Source organism: Mesorhizobium amorphae CCNWGS0123, assembly GCF_001686985.1.
GTDB lineage: Bacteria > Pseudomonadota > Alphaproteobacteria > Rhizobiales > Rhizobiaceae > Mesorhizobium > Mesorhizobium amorphae.
The window spans coordinates 746,775-762,415 of sequence record NZ_CP015318.1; the positions used below are offsets into that span (position 1 = coordinate 746,775).

The window sequence follows — 15,641 nt, forward strand, 5'->3', positions numbered from 1 at the left end:
CCCCGATCCCATAGATCATGCGTCGTGAATACGTTGGGCAGGGGAGCCGCGTGATCATCGACAATGCCGCTTTCGAGCGCTATCGGCGCTCGCCGAACGACAAGACAAATTTGCCGCGCCTCCTGCTCGGAAGCGCCATTGTCGTGCTTTTCTGGGTGGCGACGACCCTGGTCGTGCTGCTCGGCGGTACCTATGCCTTCGTCGCCTGGCGGGCCTCGATGGCCGGCAGCGCGCCGACCGGCCGGCCGGTGCAGGATTTCCTGGCATCGCCCGAAGGGATACTTATCGCACTGGTCTCCTTCGCCGGCATCTGGATCGGCCTTTGGATCGCCATGCGCTGGGTGCACGGCGAGCCGCTGTCGGCGCTGATCGGAACCAGCCGCCGCGTTTCGCGCCAGGGATTCCTCAAGGGCCTGGCGGCGGTGCTGATCACCTCGCTGCTCTCCGAGGTGTTGCTCTATTGGCTGCAACCCGAGATCGCGCGCGGCGCGATCAGCCTGCCGTCCTGGCTGCTGTTCCTCGTCCCGATCGTCTTGCTGGCCTTTCTGCAGACATCCTCCGAGGAGGCGCTGTTTCGCGGTTATCTGCTGAGAGGCCTGGCAAACCGGTTTCACAGCCCTCTTATCTGGGTGTTGCTGCCGGTGCTGCTGTTCACCGCGCTGCATTGGAGTTCGGCCTCGTCGCTCGCCATCAATGCCTGCGTGCTGGTCTCGATCGCCACCTTCGCGCTGGTGCTGACGCTTCTGGTTTATGCGACGGGCAATCTGGGTGCTGCCTTCGGCGCCCATCTCGGCAACAACCTGACCGGCTTCCTGCTGATTTCGCACCAGGCAAGCTACAATTCCTTCGCCCTATTCAACGCCAAGCCGCTGGAAGGCCCCGGCTGGACGACGTGGGACGCGGTCCTGATCGCCGCGATCGGCATCGTCAGCAGCCTGCTGACGGTGTTGCTCCTGTTGCATCCGCGCTCGCCGCTGAAGGTCGGGCCGGACTGATGCGCATCACATTGGTGGTCAGGGGCGCAATCCCCTGCAAGGGCTATGGCGGCACCCAGCGTCAGGTCGAATGGCTGGCGAGCGAACTCGCCCGCCTCGGCCACCGGGTGGTGCTTATCGCCGACCCTGGCTCCAGCCATCCGTTGTGCGAAGTGCGGCAGGCGTCGTCGGCGCAGCAGTGCCGGGCCGCCATCCCCGCCGACACCGATATCGTCCATTTCAACAGCTGGTTTATCGAGGTTCCGTTTCCGACCCTCAACACCGAGCACGGCTATACTCCAAGCGAGCCCAGACGGCAGAAGAACTGGAGTTTCGTCAGCGCCAGCCACGCCCGCAACCACGGCCGCGAGACCTTCGTCCACAACGGCTTTCCGATCGACGCCTATCGGCTGGCCGAAACCAAGACCGATCGTCTGATGTTCCTTGCCGGCATCGCGCGCGCCGGCAAGAACCTGAACCGCGCCGTCGACCTGGCGAGGAAGTTTGATTTCCCCCTCGATATCGCCGGCGGCTCGCGCTGGAAACTGCTCACGCGCAGCCAGGTTCGAAACCAGGGCGTCTTCTTCAAAAGCCTTGCCGGCCGCTACCGCTTCCATGGCATCGTCGATGGCGACGAAAAGCTGCACCTGCTGGGAGAGGCAAAGGCCTTTCTCAATCCGATCGCCTGGGAAGAGCCGTTCGGCATGGCTTCGGTCGAGGCGATGCTGTGCGGAACGCCGGTGCTGACGACGCCGCGCGGCGCGCTGCCCGAGATCGTCGACGCCGACACCGGGCGCTTCTTCGACACCGACTCGGAGTTCGGCGCGGCCCTTGCCGCCATCGCGGATCTATCCCCGCAACGCTGCCGCGACTCCGCCGCCGAGCGCTTTCCGATCGCTCGCACCGCGAGAGGCTATCTCGAACTCTACGCACGCATCCTCGACGGCGAAGTGCTGCCGTGAGCCTGCGCCGGCCCATAACTTGACTCTTCGCCCGATTTCCTGTCTACAGCCCCCAAATTCCGCGACGAGTATCCCTCCGAGCAAGCCGACCAGGACGCCGAAGCCTTTTTGAGGCGAGTGCCATAAATCGATCCTGGAGGCCAACACCCGGCAGCGCAATGCGCCCCCGGGTGCTTTTTGGCTTTGCACTTGCACGGGCTTTTGTTTGGACACTTGGCGCGAACGCATTATTTCTCCGGCACCATCCAGTGCTCGGGAAAAGGAAACAGAATGTTTGAATCGCTTCAGGAGCGCCTTGGCTCCATCCTGAATGGCCTGACCGGCCGCGGTGCGCTGTCCGAGGCGGATGTCTCGGCCGCACTTCGCGAGGTGCGCCGCGCACTGCTCGAGGCCGACGTGGCGCTGGAAGTGGTACGCTCCTTCACCGACAAGGTGCGCGAGAAGGCTGTCGGCGCCGCCGTGGTGAAGTCGATCAAGCCCGGCCAGATGGTCGTCAAGATCGTCCATGACGAGCTGGTCGAGATGCTGGGCGCCGAGGGCGTCGCCGTCGACCTCAACGCGCCGGCGCCGGTCGTCGTCATGATGGTCGGCCTGCAGGGCTCAGGCAAGACGACGACCTCGGCCAAGATCGCCAAGCGACTGACCGAGCGGCAGAACAAGAAGGTCCTGATGGCGTCGCTCGACACGCGGCGCCCCGCCGCGCAGGAGCAGCTGCGCCAGCTCGGCGAACAGGTGAAGGTGGCGACGCTGCCGGTCATCGCCGGCCAGAACCCGGTTGATATCGCACGGCGGGCCGTGCAGGCGGCAAAGCTCGGCGGCCATGACGTCGTCATTCTCGACACTGCCGGCCGCACCCATATCGACGAGCCGCTGATGGTCGAGATGGCCGACATCAAGAAGGTGTCGTCGCCGCACGAGATCCTGCTGGTCGCCGACTCGCTGACCGGCCAGGACGCCGTCAACCTGGCCAAGAGTTTCGACGAGCGCGTCGGCATCACCGGCCTGGTGCTGACCCGCATGGACGGCGACGGCCGCGGCGGCGCGGCCCTTTCCATGCGCGCCGTCACCGGCAAGCCGATCAAGCTGATCGGCACCGGCGAAAAGATGGACGGGCTGGAGGAATTCCATCCCAAGCGCATCGCCGACCGCATCCTGGGCATGGGCGACATTGTCTCGCTTGTCGAAAAGGCCGCCGAAAACATCGACGCCGAGCAGGCGGCGGCGATGGCCAAAAAGATGCAATCGGGCAAGTTCGACCTGAACGACCTCGCCGGCCAGCTTCAGCAGATGTCGAAGATGGGTGGCATGGGCGGCATCATGGGCATGATGCCCGGCATGGGCAAGATGAAGGACCAGATGGCCGCGGCCGGCCTCGACGACAGGATGTTCGGCCGTCAGCTCGCCATCATCTCGTCGATGACCAGGGCCGAGCGCGCCAACCCCGATATCCTGAAGCACTCACGCAAGAAGCGCATCGCCGCCGGCTCCGGCACCGATGCAGCCGAGATCAACAAGCTGCTGAAAATGCATCGCGGCATGGCCGACATGATGAAGGCGATGGGCGGCAAGGGCAAAGGCGGCGGCCTCATGCGCGGCATGATGGGCGGCCTTGCCTCGAAGATGGGTCTTGGCGGCATGATGCCGGGTGGCATGGGCGGTATGGGAGGCATGCCGGACCTGTCCAAGACGGACCCCAAGCAGCTCGAAGCCCTGCAGAAGCAGGCGCAGGCGGCCGGCCTCGGCGGCATGAAGGGCTTGCCCGGCGGCCTCCCCGGCGGCGGTGGCCTGCCCGGATTGCCCGGCGGCATGAAGCTGCCCGGCCTTCCCAGCCTGGGCGGCGGCGGGCTGCCCGGTCTTGGGAAGAAGAAGTGAGGGCGTCATGAACGAGGACAAGGACATGGCCGATGCGCGCACGATTCTCGCCAGCTATCGCGCTTCGATCGACAATATCGACGCCGCCCTCATCCATATGTTGGCTGAACGCTTCCGTTGCACCAAAGCGGTCGGCGTGCTGAAGGCCGAACATGGCCTGCCGCCGGCCGATCCGGCGCGCGAGCAACAGCAGATCGCCCGCCTTCGCCAATTGGCCAAGGATGCGCATCTCGACCCCGATTTCGCGGAAAAATTCCTCAACTTCGTCGTCCGCGAAGTGATCCGTCACCACGAACAGATCGCCGCTGCCAACGGCGTGACGAAAACCGGCTGACCGGTGCATGTCGCCCAAAAGTGCTCAGCGGTTTTGGGGTAACGACATGCACAAACAAAGACTCAGCCCTAACCCAATCAACGAATCAGAGCTTTTAGGAGAAAAGAAATGGCACTGAAGATCAGACTGGCCCGTGCGGGCTCGAAGAAGCGTCCCTACTACCACGTCGTCGTCGCCGACGCCCGTTCGCCGCGCGACGGCCGGTTCATCGAGTCGCTCGGCTCGTGGAACCCGCTGCTGCCCAAGGACGGCGAACGCGTCAAGGTTGACGCCGACCGCGTCAAGCATTGGCTGTCGCACGGCGCCCAGCCGACCGACCGCGTGCTGCGCTTCCTCGACGAGGCCGGCCTCGCCAAGCGCGACGCCCGCTCCAACCCGAAGAAGGCCGAGCCCGGCAAGAAGGCGCAGGAGCGCGCTGCCCTTTTGAAGAAGGCGCAGGACGATGCCGCCGCCGCTGTTGCCGCCGCGGCCGCCGCACCAGCCGAGGCGGAAGCCGCCACCGCCGAGTAATGCGGTTGCCTATCGCTTAGAGAAACGGCGGGCCTTGGCCCGCCGTTTCTCTTTTCAGCGCATGCTCGGTCGCAGAAGGTCACGCTGGTTCAATAGCCCTCCGGGCAGCGGGCTATGTAGGTGCGCCCGTAGCGATCCCGGTAGCGGCAGCGGTCCGGTTCGTTGGCCCGGCCGATCAACGCGCCGGCAACGGCACCGACGGCGCCACCGACGACTGCGCCTTCCACCGGATCATTGGCCACGGCAGCACCGATGGCGGCGCCACCCAAGCCGCCGACCGCGGCACCTTTTTCCGTTTGCGAACAGGCCCCTAGCGGAACCAGCAGCGCCAGCAAAAGCAACGTTTTTTTCATCATCGTTCCTCTCCAAGGGGAGACCATCTTCACCCACCCCTGGGCCGATAACGCACGGAAGCGTGATTTGATCCGCCTAGGGCAATTCCAGGCAAAGTGTGAAGCGGTTTTCCCGGGAAAAGCGCGTAGCGCTTTCCCTTGGGAATTGCGTCAAAACAAAGAGATAGAGCGCCGCACCTACCGCTTTACTTTTCAACGGCTCGCTTCAGATTGGCGAGTCCGGCCTCGAAATCCCTGCCGATCAGCGTGTCGAAATTCATGAACAGGCCCATCAGCTTGGCGATAAAGGGCCTGCCGCCGCGCATCGCCCAGCTGACGGTCGTGTCCTCGCCCGACGGCGTCAAGGTGAAGTCGACGGTGTTGTTGGCCCTGAATGGCTTTTCGAAATCGAGCTTCAGCGCCACCAGCGACGACGGAACCGAATTGGTGATTTCCATGCGGCCGACCCCGGCCTTGCTGTTGCCTTGCCATGCATAGGCCGCGCCCTTGCCGCTTTCGGCGCCGGAGAGCGTGCGTTTCATGTCCGGGTCGAGTTTTTCGTAAGGCGACCAGCTGGGCCAGCGCCTGAAATCGTTGATCAGCGGAAAGATCACCTCGGCAGGCGCCTTGATGCTGGCCGAGCGGCTGACGACGAAGTCGTTCGGCCGCGTCGCGGCATAGAGGAGCACCGCGGCGACGATGGCGAGCAGAATGATGAGGATGGTGGCAAGCATTGTCTTGTCCCTTCAATGGCTTAGTTGGCGAACAGCGCGCGCACCCTGAGGTCGCGCAGGAACAGGCCGCCCCACAGGATGACGCCGAGATAGACGCCGAACAGAATGTGCGAAAACAGCGGGCTGCCGATGCGCACATGGGTGGCGACGGCGCCGCCCATATAGGCAGTGAGCAGGATGGCGCCGAGCAACGAGGTGCGCGGCAACGCATAGAGCGCGGTCGAAACCAGCCCGATAATGCCGAGCAGGCGCGCGGCATTGGCATCGGCCGGCCAGCCAAGCTGCGTCATGGTCTGGGTGACGATATCCAGCGGCGGCAGTTTGATGACGCCGTCGAAGATCATGAACAGCACGATGATCGTGCTGAGCGCACGGCCGGTCCACAAGGCGCCTGATGAGACGGGTGCGGTTTGCGATATGGACATTGATGTTCCCTCCTGAGCTGCAGGCCCCCTCTTCTTGGGAGTCGAGCCAAGGACGCGGCAGGAGGCGGCAATCCGACACGGGCCGGAATCTTTTGGCATCCGGGCGCGGTGACGCCCCGGTAAGCCATTGCCAAGGCTAGGAAAAATAGAACCTTTCGGCCGCAATCATCTTCGGCGGCGTCTCGCCCAGTGCCTCGAACACCGAGATCTCGCAGACGCGGCACAGGCCGTCCAGCGCAAGGTCGTTGGGCTGGGTGCCGAACGGATCCTCGAGCTCCTCCGAAAGCGCGTCGAGGCCGAAGAACGTGTAGGCGATCAGCGCGGTGAACAGCGGCGTCGCCCAGCCGGCGGCGGAAGTCAGCCCGAAGGGCAAGAGCAGGCAGAAGATGTAGGCTGTGCGCTGCAAGAGCAGCGTATAGGCAAAAGGCAACGGCGTTCCGGCGATGCGCTCGCAGCCTGCCTGCGCGGCGGCGATCTCCGACAGCCGCTCGTCGAGGATGCGATAACCGATCGTGTCGATGGCACCGGCCTTGCGGAGTGCTGCGATACGTCCGCCCATCCGCCGCAACATGGCGTCCGGCGCGTTGGCGGCCTGGACGGCGCTTTCAACCCCGTCGCCGATGAAGGTGCGAGCTTCCGCAGTCGCATCGACCCGTCTGAGCAGGCCGCGCAGGAAATGACAGAAGGCCGTCGCTTCCATCAACAGGCCGCGCAACTCGGTCCGGTCCTCGATCAGCCCGGTGGAAGCGCGCGCCAAATTGCGGATGTCGAAGACCAGCTGACCCCACAGCTTGCGCGCCTCCCACCAGCGGTCATAGGCGGCGTTGTTGCGGAAGCCGAGATAGATCGACAGCGCCACGCCAAGCAAAGCGAAGGGTGCTGTGCCGGCATTGCCGAAGTCGAGCTTCAGTGCCCGCACGATGATCACCACCAGCGCGCCGTAGGCCGCGAACCCAAAGATCTGCGGCAGGATGCGCGGCACCACCGATCCACGCATGATGAAGAACAAATGCAGGATTCCCGGACGCGGGCGAACGATCATAGGAAAACCCTTTCACGGACCGGCGCCGGCCCTGAGCTCGTTCATTGTGTGACGGCGCTGCTGCGCAAGCTCAGCCGTCAACGACATCGCCATGTCGTCTTGCGAGGGAAGGGCGGTGCGCGCTATCGAAGTCGGCGAAACTTGACGAAAAGGCGCAGGCGCTCAACGGCCGCGCATAAGATCCGGAAGCACGCGATGGCTGGCCAGACCGACCTGAAAAAACTCCTGGCGACGATGACGCCGGAACTGCTACCAGGCGTGCATGTCTTCGTCACCTTGCCGCCCGGTAGGCCGGTTCCCGGCACGCTCGAACCGGTGATGCTGTTTCGCGAGCACGAAGGCACGACGCTGATCGTGCTGGAAGGCGAAGCCAGGGCAGCTGGCCTCGACGCCGTATTCCCGTGCCACATGATCACGCTGAACATCCATTCGTCACTGGAAGCGGTCGGCTTCCTCGCCGCCATCACCGCGCGGCTGGCCAGAGCCGGCATGGGCGTCAACCCGGTCTCGGCCTTCTATCACGATCATCTGTTCGTGCCGGCCGACCGGGCGGAAGAAGCGATGGAACTGCTGAGGGACCTGGCAACCGAAAGCGCATGAGAAGCGAGGCCGGCGCTGCCCCTCATCGCCCTGCCGGGACCTTCTCCCCGTATAGTGACGGGGAGAAGGGAGCTGCCCGGCCGAAGGCCGAGCCCGCGACTGCGGGCCGCCGGTCGTCCGGCGCCCTCGCGGAGGGCCAGCCGCGCTAGCGGCGGTGCGGCCCGTGAGCGAAAACTAGGCCGCCTTCTTCTTCGGCTGGATCAGGCCGCGCTCGACCAGCAGCTCGGCGATCTGCACCGCGTTCAGCGCCGCGCCCTTGCGCAGATTGTCGGAGACGATCCACATCGACAGACCGTTGTCGATGGTCGAATCCTCGCGGATGCGCGAGATGAAGGTGGCGTCCTCGCCGGCCGATTCGAGCGGCGTGATATAGCCGCCGTCCTCGCGCTTGTCCAAGACCTGGCAGCCCGGCGCTTCGCGCAGGATGTCGCGCGCCTCGTCGGCGGTGATCGGCTTTTCGAACTCGATGTTGACCGCTTCCGAATGGCCGATGAACACCGGCACGCGCACGCAGGTCGCCGTCAGCTTGATCTTGGGGTCGAGCATCTTCTTGGTCTCGGCCACCATCTTCCACTCTTCCTTGGTGAAGCCGTCGTCGAGGAAGACGTCGATATGCGGGATGACGTTGAAAGCGATGCGCTTGGTGAACTTCTTGACGTCGACCTGGTCGGCGACGAACACGGCACGCGTCTGCGTGAACAGCTCGTCCATGCCTTCCTTGCCGGCGCCCGACACCGACTGATAGGTGGCGACGACGACGCGCTTTATGGTGGCGACGTCATGCAGCGGCTTCAGCGCAACCACCAGCTGCGCCGTCGAGCAGTTCGGATTGGCGATGATGTTCTTGCGCGTGAACAGCGAGATCGCGTCCGGGTTCACTTCCGGCACGATCAGCGGCACGTCCTGGTCGTAGCGGAAGGCCGACGAATTATCGATGACGACGCAGCCCTGCTTGCCGATCTTCGGCGACCATTCCTTGGAGACGTTGCCGCCGGCCGACATGATGCAGATATCGGTATCGGAAAAATCATACTGGTCGAGCGACTTGACCTTCAGCGTGCGGTCGCCGAACGACACTTCCGTGCCTTGGCTGCGCCGCGAGGCCAGTGCCACAACTTCGCTCACCGGAAAGCCGCGCTCTTCCAGTATGTTCAGCATTTCCCGGCCCACATTGCCCGTGGCGCCGACGATCGCAACCTTGAAACTCATAAAGATCTCCTGTCCCTCTCCGCTCGGTTTCTGGAGAAAACCCGCCGGCCGATGCGGGTTTCAACCCCCGGGCCGGACCCGGGAGAGGGTGGTTAGGCCAAGGGAATCAGACCGTTTTAGTGGTCGTTTTGCCAGTTTTCTTGGCCAAGACTGGGGTTTTGCTGGAACGAGGGGACGCGCCGACGCGCCCGGCCCAATGGTTCGCATTGTGGCCAGGGAAGTCGAATGCAAGAAGAGCCATCAAAAGGCCGCGCATCGAATGACGATCCCGTTCGATGCGGGCTTTTACGCGGTTTGCATAAAGAGTCAATTGGTGGCACGCGCACGGTCTTCATGCCACCCTGTACAATGGCGGCGGCAGGAAGTACGAACGGCCAAGATTGTTTGGCTGGCATGCGCCGGCATGTGCTCCATGACGAGCGCAGACCCTGAATTCCGAAAGAGATAGATGTCCAGTTTCCAAGCTATTGTTCCTGCGCTTGCACAGGCGCTGGAAAAACGCGGCTATGCCGAGCTGACGCCGGTGCAGAAGGCGGTTCTCGCCCCCGAGCTCGGTCAGGCCGACGCACTGGTTTCGGCGCAGACCGGTTCCGGCAAGACCGTCGCCTTCGGCCTTGCTTTGGCGCCGACCCTTCTCGAAGGCGCGGAGCGCTTTGCCCAGGCGGGAGCACCGCTGGCGCTGGCCGTGGCGCCGACGCGCGAGCTCGCCCTGCAGGTGACGCGCGAATTGCAATGGCTTTACGAGTTGACCGGCGCGACGGTGGCGTCCTGCGTCGGCGGCATGGACATGCGCACGGAGCGGCGCGCGCTTGAGCGCGGCGCCCACATCGTCGTCGGCACGCCGGGCCGGCTGCGCGACCACATCACCCGCAACGCGCTCGACATGTCGGCGCTGAAGGCCGTCGTTCTCGACGAGGCCGACGAGATGCTCGATCTCGGTTTTCGCGAGGACCTGGAATTCATCCTCGATGCCGCCCCGGCCGAGCGCCGCACGCTGATGTTTTCGGCCACCGTGCCGCGCTCTATCGCGACGCTGGCCCAGGGCTACCAGCGCGATACGGTGCGCATCTCGGCCGCCGGCGAGGAAAAGCAGCATCTCGACATCGAATACCGGGCGCTGAACGTCGCCCAGGCCGACCGGGAAAACGCCATCATCAACGTGCTGCGCTACTACGAGGCCAAGAACGCGCTGGTGTTCTGCAACACCCGCGCCGCCGTCAACCATCTGACAGCGCGCTTCAACAACCGCAATTTTTCCGTCGTGGCGCTGTCGGGCGAACTCAGCCAGAACGAGCGCAGCCATGCCTTGCAGGCGATGCGCGACGGCCGCGCCAAGGTCTGCATCGCCACAGACGTGGCGGCGCGCGGCATCGACCTGCCTAACCTCGAGCTGGTCATCCACGCCGACCTGCCGACCAATCCTGAGACGCTGCTGCACCGGAGCGGGCGAACCGGGCGTGCGGGACGAAAAGGCGTCAGCGCGCTGATCGTTCCGAACAGTGCCCGCAAGCGCACCGAACGGCTGCTGCAGAATGCCGGGCTGAAGGCGACATGGGCGAGCCCACCATCGGCCGACGATGTGATCCAGCGCGATGACGAGCGCATTCTTGCCGATCCGGCTTTCGACGAGCCCGTGAAGGATGACGAGCGCGGTTTCATCGACGCGCTTCTCGCCCGGCATGGCGCCGAACAGGTGGCGGCCGCCTTCGTGCGCCAATGTCGTGCCAGCCGCTCGGCGCCCGAGGACCTGCTCGATGTCGCACCGTTCACGCCGTCGGGCGAAAAGTTTGCCCGCCGCGACGACACGCCCAGCCGCCGTGACGATTTCGGCGCCAGCGTCTGGTTCTCGCTGTCGGTCGGCCGTCGGCAGAATGCCGAGCCGCGCTGGCTGATCCCGATGCTGTGCCGCACCGGCAACATCTCCAAGCGCGAGATCGGCGCCATCAAGATGCAGCCGGAAGAGACCTTCGTGCAGATCGCCGCCGACTGGGCCGACCGGTTCCTGGCGGCAATCGGCCCCGACAGGAAGCTGCAGAACAACATCGTGGTGAAGCGGCTGGACGGCACGCCCGACCTTTCCCGCGCCGGCTATCAGCCGCCGCAGCCTGACAAGAAGCCGCACCGCGGCAAGCGGGCATTCGACCAGAATGCGCCCCAAAGTGCCCACAAGCCGAAATTCGACAAGCGCGCCGCGGCATCGGATGGCCAGCGCCCTCCGTTCGAGGCAAAGCCCTGGGCCGCGAAAGCGGGCAAGCCGAAATTCGACAAGGCCGGACCGCCAAAGCACAAGAAGTCGAAGAAGCGGCCGGCGTAGAGGCGAGCCCTTGCCGCCGGCCTTGCGGTCCTCAGCCGAGGGCCTCAGGCGGACGTGATCTGCCAGCCCTGAGACCGGCCTTGATCGCCGCCCAGCTGGCTGCTGCGGGCGTCGGCCGGTGCTGCCGCGCGATGCGGTCCGTCAGTGAGGAACGCCATTCCGTGTCCTCGGCCATCCTGCGGATGGCTGCGTACCAACCTGCCTGATCGGTTGACTCGATTGCCGGCATCAGGCCACCGGTCGCCTCGATCAGCGACGGCGTTTTCGAGACGATCACCGGCACCCCGAAATCGAGACATTCCGAGGCACCATAGCCCCAGCCCTCGATATGCGAAGGGAAGACGCCGAAGGACGCGCTGCGGTAGTGGCGGATGAGCTCCTCGTCACTGATCGGACCGGTGAACGTCACCGGACCGGCCAGCTCGGGGTGGGCCTTCAGATAGGCGTTCAACGCCTCAACCATCCATCCCCGGCGTCCGACACAGACAAGCCTTGGCAGGCTGACGCCGTCTTCGAGCGCCTGCCGCCAGATCCGCGCCAGCATGATGTGGTTCTTCCGCACTTCGATGGTCGAACAGTAAAGCACGAACGGCTCATCGGGCTCGAAGCGCGACGTCATATCGAGCCGCGAAGCAGTCTCGTAGAGGATCGACGGCATTGGAAAGCGGTGGATGACCGGCGGCGCGATGCCGGCCTGGCGCATGTGATCGGTCAGCGTGACGCTGGCCTCGGCCGAGGTGCAGAAAGCCGTCGCCCCCGACCGCACAAGCCCCTCTAGGTAGGTCCCGAAGGCCTTCTCGGCCGGGCTCGAGCCTACCAGGTCGGGGCGCAGTACCGGGATGAGATCGTGGCAGATGAAGGCGAAGCCTTTGGCGTCGCCCGAGATGGCCGATCGGTCCTCCCGCGTGAGAATGTGATTGGAGATCAGCACCAGGCTCCGTTCGGCATCGACGGGTCGATTCGGAACCTCCTGGCGCCAGCCGAGCCTGCCAAGAACCCTCCGGTATGAGCGATAGGCACGGATCAGCAGCCTCACCGCGCGAAACCCGGGTCCCTTCTTGCCGCTGGTCACCGTCATGGCAAGGTGACGGTCGGCATCTCGCTTGCCCCACGGATATCGCCTCACCGACCGAAGAGCCTGCGACAGCGCCTCCATCGTCCCTGGCCGTCGCCTGGCGCGAAAAGGCGCAATCCCGCTTGCCGCCCAATAATCCTGCTCGAAGGGAGCCAGCGCTTCGAACCTGCACTCCGCAGCTCTGAACGCCACCACCTCCACGGCAGGGTCGGGATCCGCCAAGGCTGCCTTGACCAGAAACTCTTCGATCCGCGGAATGCCCGCCAGGGCCCTGCCGGGCGGCCACAACAACAATCCCGTCGCGTCGATGAACAGCGTTGGCGCTCTCGTGCCCGCTTCGTCTTCCCCCGTCGTGGCGGCGTTCAAGCTTTGGATGGTCATTGCCTACTTCTTGACGAGGAAGATTGCGCCTTATGCTTCATTTGCAGCGACGGCAAAAGCCACGTTTTCCTGGCGCAGGCCTTGCTTGCCGGTTCGGGCGCGTGTCACATTTCGGCCGGATGTATTGCGGGGGCAAGGACATGCGCGGCGAAGTTCTTCACTATGACGAAGACCAGGGCTTCGGTTTCATCGCCGGAGCCGACGGCAGCCGCTACAGCTTCGCGCGCGAGGACATGCGCCGCGATGCCTCGGTGGCCAAGGGCGCGCTTGTCGAATTCCAGCCGGGCGGTGGCCAGGCGCGCAATGTCTATTCGATCCGTGCACAGACGCCGGCGGCTCCGGCAGGCGCTGCCGCAGCATCGCCGCAGGCCAGCAGCAAGCCGGCTGCCGCGCCTCAACCGCAGCATTTCGGCCGCCTTGCCGAGAACGAGACCGGCGGCTCCACCGGATTGTGGAGCTACTTCTGGCGGGCGGTGACGGAGAACTACGTCAACTTCGCCGGTCGCGCCCGCCGCAAGGAATTCTGGGCTTTTTGCCTGTTCTGGACGGTCAGCTTGATCGTGATCTTCGGTATCGGCGTCGCCGCCGACGCGGCCATGGGCAATCTGGACGCCGGCACAGACCTGCCGGCGATGGCGATGGGGCTTTCCATCACGTTCGTCCTTGCAACGTTCGTGCCGTGGATCGGGCTGATCGTTCGCCGTCTGCACGATATCGGCCTGACCGGCTGGCTTGCCGTGCTGTTTTTCATCCCGACCGTCGGCGGCCTCGCCACGCTGGTCTTCGCGTTGATCCCGACGCAAGGACAAGAAAACCGGTGGGGACCGGTGCCGGCAGGCGTCAGGGTCTAGCGGCCGCCTCCAGCGCCTCGCCCGACAGCCTGAGGAAGATCTTCTGGCCGTGGCGCTCGGCGCCGAGCCCGGCGTAGAAGCGCAGCGCCCCTTCGTTCCAGTCCTCGGTCGTGAAGTCGATACGGCCGATGCCGTCACGTTGGCAATGGCCGGCGAGAAAGCCGATCAGCGCCCGGCCAACACCGGCGTTACGGACATCCTCGCGCACGAACAGATCCTTGAGGAACATGAGCCGCTCGAGGTCGATGCCGGGATGCGCGATGGCGACTGACGCCAGGCCGGCAACCTCGCCATCGACGAAGGCCAGCGCGAAATGCGGATAGGCCGTGCTTTCCTCGCCAAGCCATTTTCGCGCCGCAGCCATGGCGCGCGCGCTGTCGAGCGGCGGCTGCCGGTAATGCACCGCCATCTCGCAGAGCATGACGGTAAGCGCCGCCGCATCTCCGGTCGTCGCCCAGCGGACGTCGACCGCCATGGGATCAGCCCAGGAACTTGGCGATGATCGCGTCGCCCATCTCGACGGTGCCGACCTCGGTCATGCCCTCGGACATGATGTCCTTGGTGCGCAAGCCCTGATCGAGCACGGCGGCGATGGCGCCTTCGAGCTTGTCGGCCTCGGCCACCATGCCGAAGGAATAGCGCAGGCACATGGCGAAGGAGGCGATCATGGCGATCGGGTTGGCGATGCCCTGGCCGGCGATATCGGGCGCCGAACCATGTACCGGCTCGTAGAGTGCCTTGCGCTTCTTGGTCTTCACATCCGGCGCGCCGAGCGAGGCCGACGGCAGCATTCCGATCGAGCCGGTCAGCATGGCGGCGATGTCGGACAGCATGTCGCCGAACAGATTATCGGTGACGATCACGTCAAACTGTTTTGGCCAGCGCACCAGCTGCATGCCGCCGGCATCGGCCAGCATGTGGTCGAGCTTGACGTCGGCATAGCGCGCCTTGTGGGTCTGGCTGACGACCTCGTTCCACAGCACCCCCGACTTCATCACATTGCGCTTTTCCATCGAGGTGACGTGGTTCTTGCGCGTTCGCGCCAGCTCGAAGGCAACGCCGGAAATGCGCTCGATCTCGAACGTATCATAGACCTGCGTGTCGATGCCGCGCTTCTGGCCGTTGCCGAGGTCGATGATCTGCTTCGGCTCGCCGAAATAGACGCCGCCGGTGAGTTCGCGCACGATGAGAATATCGAGACCCTCGACGACCTCCTGCTTGAGCGAAGAGGATGCCGCCAGCGCCGGATAGCAGATCGCCGGACGCAGATTGGCAAACAGCTCCATGTCCTTGCGCAGCCGCAGCAGACCGGCCTCGGGGCGGACTTCATAAGGCACCTTGTCCCATTTCGGCCCGCCGACGGCGCCGAACAGCACCGCATCGGCCGCCATCGCCTTTTCCATGTCGGCATCGGAGATCGCCGCGCCATGCGCATCATAGGCGCAGCCGCCGACCAGCCCCTCGTCGGTGACGAAGCCGCTGCCCAGCTTTGCGTTCATGGCCGCGATCAGCTTCTTCACTTCGGCCATCGCCTCGGGGCCGATGCCGTCGCCGGCGAGCAGGAGAAGATTTTTCGAAGCCATGGAGAACCGTCCCGGAAAGAAAGTTGAAATCGCGGCCTTGCTAAACGCCAAGCGGGCGGCGCGCAAGCCTGCGCGTGGGAAGCGTGGTCACCGATGCGAGAGGATATTGACCAGCCTGCCGAACGGGTCGCGCACATAAAAGCGTCGCACGCCCCAGGGTTCGTCGGCCGGCCCGTATTCGATGGCGAAGCCGGCGCCCTTCATGGCCTCGAGCGCGGCATCGACATCGTCGACCTCGATCGACAGGTCCGGCACCGGCGTGCCGGAGCCGCCTTCGGCCATGAAGCTGATCTGCACGGTCATCGTTTCTTGGGAGCCGTAAGTGGCGATCCAGCCCATATCCATGAGCACATCGAGGCCGAGCACATCCTGATAGAAGCGCTTTGCCGCCGCGATGTCCTGGGTGTCTATGTTTGCAACGATGCGCCGAACTTTCATCGGGT

General features: G+C 64.6%; 17 protein-coding genes. 8 read left to right on the plus strand and 9 right to left on the minus strand.

The window, feature by feature from the left end; genetic code table 11:
* The first annotated feature begins 50 nt into the window (after positions 1 to 50).
* The 5 genes from A6B35_RS03530 (at position 51) to rpsP (ending at position 4,652) form a co-directional block, all read left to right on the plus strand.
* A complete protein-coding gene (locus tag A6B35_RS03530) occupies positions 51 to 995 on the plus strand; it encodes a CPBP family intramembrane glutamic endopeptidase (protein WP_006202706.1) in 945 nt (314 codons plus the stop codon).
* A complete protein-coding gene (locus A6B35_RS03535) occupies positions 995 to 1,936 on the plus strand; it encodes a glycosyltransferase (RefSeq protein ID WP_006202707.1) in 942 nt (313 codons plus the stop codon). The genes A6B35_RS03530 and A6B35_RS03535 overlap by 1 nt, the downstream gene beginning before the upstream one ends.
* A 270-nt stretch (positions 1,937 to 2,206) precedes the next feature.
* Positions 2,207 to 3,808 (plus strand): signal recognition particle protein, encoded by a 1,602-nt coding sequence (gene ffh / locus A6B35_RS03540; protein ID WP_006202708.1) that lies wholly within the window; start codon positions 2,207 to 2,209, stop codon positions 3,806 to 3,808.
* 7 nt (positions 3,809 to 3,815) lie between these two features.
* Positions 3,816 to 4,142, plus strand: coding sequence for a chorismate mutase (locus tag A6B35_RS03545; protein WP_006202709.1), 327 nt, complete (start codon positions 3,816 to 3,818; stop codon positions 4,140 to 4,142).
* 108 nt (positions 4,143 to 4,250) lie between these two features.
* Positions 4,251 to 4,652: a 30S ribosomal protein S16 gene (rpsP, locus tag A6B35_RS03550; RefSeq protein WP_006202710.1), complete on the plus strand. Its 402-nt coding sequence runs from the start codon at positions 4,251 to 4,253 to the stop codon at positions 4,650 to 4,652.
* A gap of 89 nt (positions 4,653 to 4,741) precedes the next feature.
* Here rpsP and A6B35_RS03555 read toward each other — a convergent pair whose 3' ends face one another.
* From A6B35_RS03555 to A6B35_RS03570, 4 genes are all read right to left on the minus strand, one after another.
* Positions 4,742 to 5,005: a glycine zipper domain-containing protein gene (locus A6B35_RS03555; RefSeq protein ID WP_040582915.1), complete on the minus strand. Its 264-nt coding sequence runs from the start codon at positions 5,003 to 5,005 to the stop codon at positions 4,742 to 4,744.
* A gap of 185 nt (positions 5,006 to 5,190) precedes the next feature.
* Positions 5,191 to 5,718 carry an SRPBCC family protein gene (locus A6B35_RS03560; protein WP_006202712.1) on the minus strand — a complete coding sequence of 176 codons (528 nt, stop codon included), beginning with the start codon at positions 5,716 to 5,718 and terminating at the stop codon, positions 5,191 to 5,193.
* A 20-nt stretch (positions 5,719 to 5,738) separates the two neighbouring features.
* On the minus strand, positions 5,739 to 6,143 hold the full coding sequence (locus A6B35_RS03565) for a DoxX family protein (protein ID WP_006202713.1): 405 nt from the start codon (positions 6,141 to 6,143) through the stop codon (positions 5,739 to 5,741).
* Between the two features lie 136 nt (positions 6,144 to 6,279).
* Complete coding sequence (locus A6B35_RS03570) at positions 6,280 to 7,185, minus strand: bestrophin family protein (RefSeq protein WP_006202714.1); 906 nt, start codon at positions 7,183 to 7,185, stop codon at positions 6,280 to 6,282.
* Positions 7,186 to 7,380: 195 nt separating this feature from the next.
* Between A6B35_RS03570 and A6B35_RS03575 the strand changes: the two genes are divergently transcribed.
* A complete protein-coding gene (locus tag A6B35_RS03575) occupies positions 7,381 to 7,785 on the plus strand; it encodes an ACT domain-containing protein (protein ID WP_006202715.1) in 405 nt (134 codons plus the stop codon).
* 174 nt (positions 7,786 to 7,959) lie between these two features.
* Here the strand turns inward: A6B35_RS03575 and A6B35_RS03580 are convergent, their stop codons facing one another.
* Entirely contained in the window at positions 7,960 to 8,994 is a 1,035-nt protein-coding gene (locus A6B35_RS03580; protein ID WP_006202716.1) for an aspartate-semialdehyde dehydrogenase, read from the minus strand.
* Between the two features lie 448 nt (positions 8,995 to 9,442).
* Between A6B35_RS03580 and A6B35_RS03585 the strand changes: the two genes are divergently transcribed.
* Positions 9,443 to 11,308, plus strand: coding sequence for a DEAD/DEAH box helicase (locus A6B35_RS03585; protein ID WP_006202717.1), 1,866 nt, complete (start codon positions 9,443 to 9,445; stop codon positions 11,306 to 11,308).
* 31 nt (positions 11,309 to 11,339) lie between these two features.
* Here A6B35_RS03585 and A6B35_RS03590 read toward each other — a convergent pair whose 3' ends face one another.
* Positions 11,340 to 12,764 (minus strand): glycosyltransferase, encoded by a 1,425-nt coding sequence (locus A6B35_RS03590; RefSeq protein ID WP_006202718.1) that lies wholly within the window; start codon positions 12,762 to 12,764, stop codon positions 11,340 to 11,342.
* Between the two features lie 140 nt (positions 12,765 to 12,904).
* Between A6B35_RS03590 and A6B35_RS03595 the strand changes: the two genes are divergently transcribed.
* Entirely contained in the window at positions 12,905 to 13,615 is a 711-nt protein-coding gene (locus tag A6B35_RS03595) for a DUF805 domain-containing protein (RefSeq protein ID WP_006202719.1), read from the plus strand.
* On the opposite strand, the gene A6B35_RS03600 is transcribed toward A6B35_RS03595, so the two are convergent.
* From A6B35_RS03600 to A6B35_RS03610, 3 genes are all read right to left on the minus strand, one after another.
* A complete protein-coding gene (locus A6B35_RS03600) occupies positions 13,605 to 14,090 on the minus strand; it encodes a GNAT family N-acetyltransferase (RefSeq protein WP_006202720.1) in 486 nt (161 codons plus the stop codon). The genes A6B35_RS03595 and A6B35_RS03600 overlap by 11 nt on opposite strands.
* Before the next feature lie 4 nt (positions 14,091 to 14,094).
* The gene (gene leuB / locus A6B35_RS03605) at positions 14,095 to 15,198 is read right to left on the minus strand and encodes a 3-isopropylmalate dehydrogenase (RefSeq protein WP_006202721.1); all 1,104 of its coding nucleotides are present in this window, start codon (positions 15,196 to 15,198) and stop codon (positions 14,095 to 14,097) included.
* A gap of 87 nt (positions 15,199 to 15,285) precedes the next feature.
* Positions 15,286 to 15,636 (minus strand): VOC family protein, encoded by a 351-nt coding sequence (locus A6B35_RS03610; RefSeq protein ID WP_006202722.1) that lies wholly within the window; start codon positions 15,634 to 15,636, stop codon positions 15,286 to 15,288.
* Positions 15,637 to 15,641 lie beyond the last annotated feature (5 nt).

Excerpts from the sequence above, each read along its gene's own strand:
- A6B35_RS03535 (WP_006202707.1), top strand. The coding sequence starts at position 995 with ATGCGCATCACATTGGTGGTCAGGGGCGCAATCCCCTGCAAGGGCTAT.
- ffh (WP_006202708.1), top strand. The coding sequence starts at position 2,207 with ATGTTTGAATCGCTTCAGGAGCGCCTTGGCTCCATCCTGAATGGCCTG.
- A6B35_RS03545 (WP_006202709.1), top strand. The coding sequence starts at position 3,816 with ATGAACGAGGACAAGGACATGGCCGATGCGCGCACGATTCTCGCCAGC.
- rpsP (WP_006202710.1), top strand. The coding sequence starts at position 4,251 with ATGGCACTGAAGATCAGACTGGCCCGTGCGGGCTCGAAGAAGCGTCCC.
- A6B35_RS03555 (WP_040582915.1), bottom strand. The coding sequence starts at position 5,005 with ATGAAAAAAACGTTGCTTTTGCTGGCGCTGCTGGTTCCGCTAGGGGCC.
- A6B35_RS03560 (WP_006202712.1), bottom strand. The coding sequence starts at position 5,718 with ATGCTTGCCACCATCCTCATCATTCTGCTCGCCATCGTCGCCGCGGTG.
- A6B35_RS03565 (WP_006202713.1), bottom strand. The coding sequence starts at position 6,143 with ATGTCCATATCGCAAACCGCACCCGTCTCATCAGGCGCCTTGTGGACC.
- A6B35_RS03570 (WP_006202714.1), bottom strand. The coding sequence starts at position 7,185 with ATGATCGTTCGCCCGCGTCCGGGAATCCTGCATTTGTTCTTCATCATG.
- A6B35_RS03575 (WP_006202715.1), top strand. The coding sequence starts at position 7,381 with ATGGCTGGCCAGACCGACCTGAAAAAACTCCTGGCGACGATGACGCCG.
- A6B35_RS03580 (WP_006202716.1), bottom strand. The coding sequence starts at position 8,994 with ATGAGTTTCAAGGTTGCGATCGTCGGCGCCACGGGCAATGTGGGCCGG.
- A6B35_RS03585 (WP_006202717.1), top strand. The coding sequence starts at position 9,443 with ATGTCCAGTTTCCAAGCTATTGTTCCTGCGCTTGCACAGGCGCTGGAA.
- A6B35_RS03590 (WP_006202718.1), bottom strand. The coding sequence starts at position 12,764 with ATGACCATCCAAAGCTTGAACGCCGCCACGACGGGGGAAGACGAAGCG.
- A6B35_RS03595 (WP_006202719.1), top strand. The coding sequence starts at position 12,905 with ATGCGCGGCGAAGTTCTTCACTATGACGAAGACCAGGGCTTCGGTTTC.
- A6B35_RS03600 (WP_006202720.1), bottom strand. The coding sequence starts at position 14,090 with ATGGCGGTCGACGTCCGCTGGGCGACGACCGGAGATGCGGCGGCGCTT.
- leuB (WP_006202721.1), bottom strand. The coding sequence starts at position 15,198 with ATGGCTTCGAAAAATCTTCTCCTGCTCGCCGGCGACGGCATCGGCCCC.
- A6B35_RS03610 (WP_006202722.1), bottom strand. The coding sequence starts at position 15,636 with ATGAAAGTTCGGCGCATCGTTGCAAACATAGACACCCAGGACATCGCG.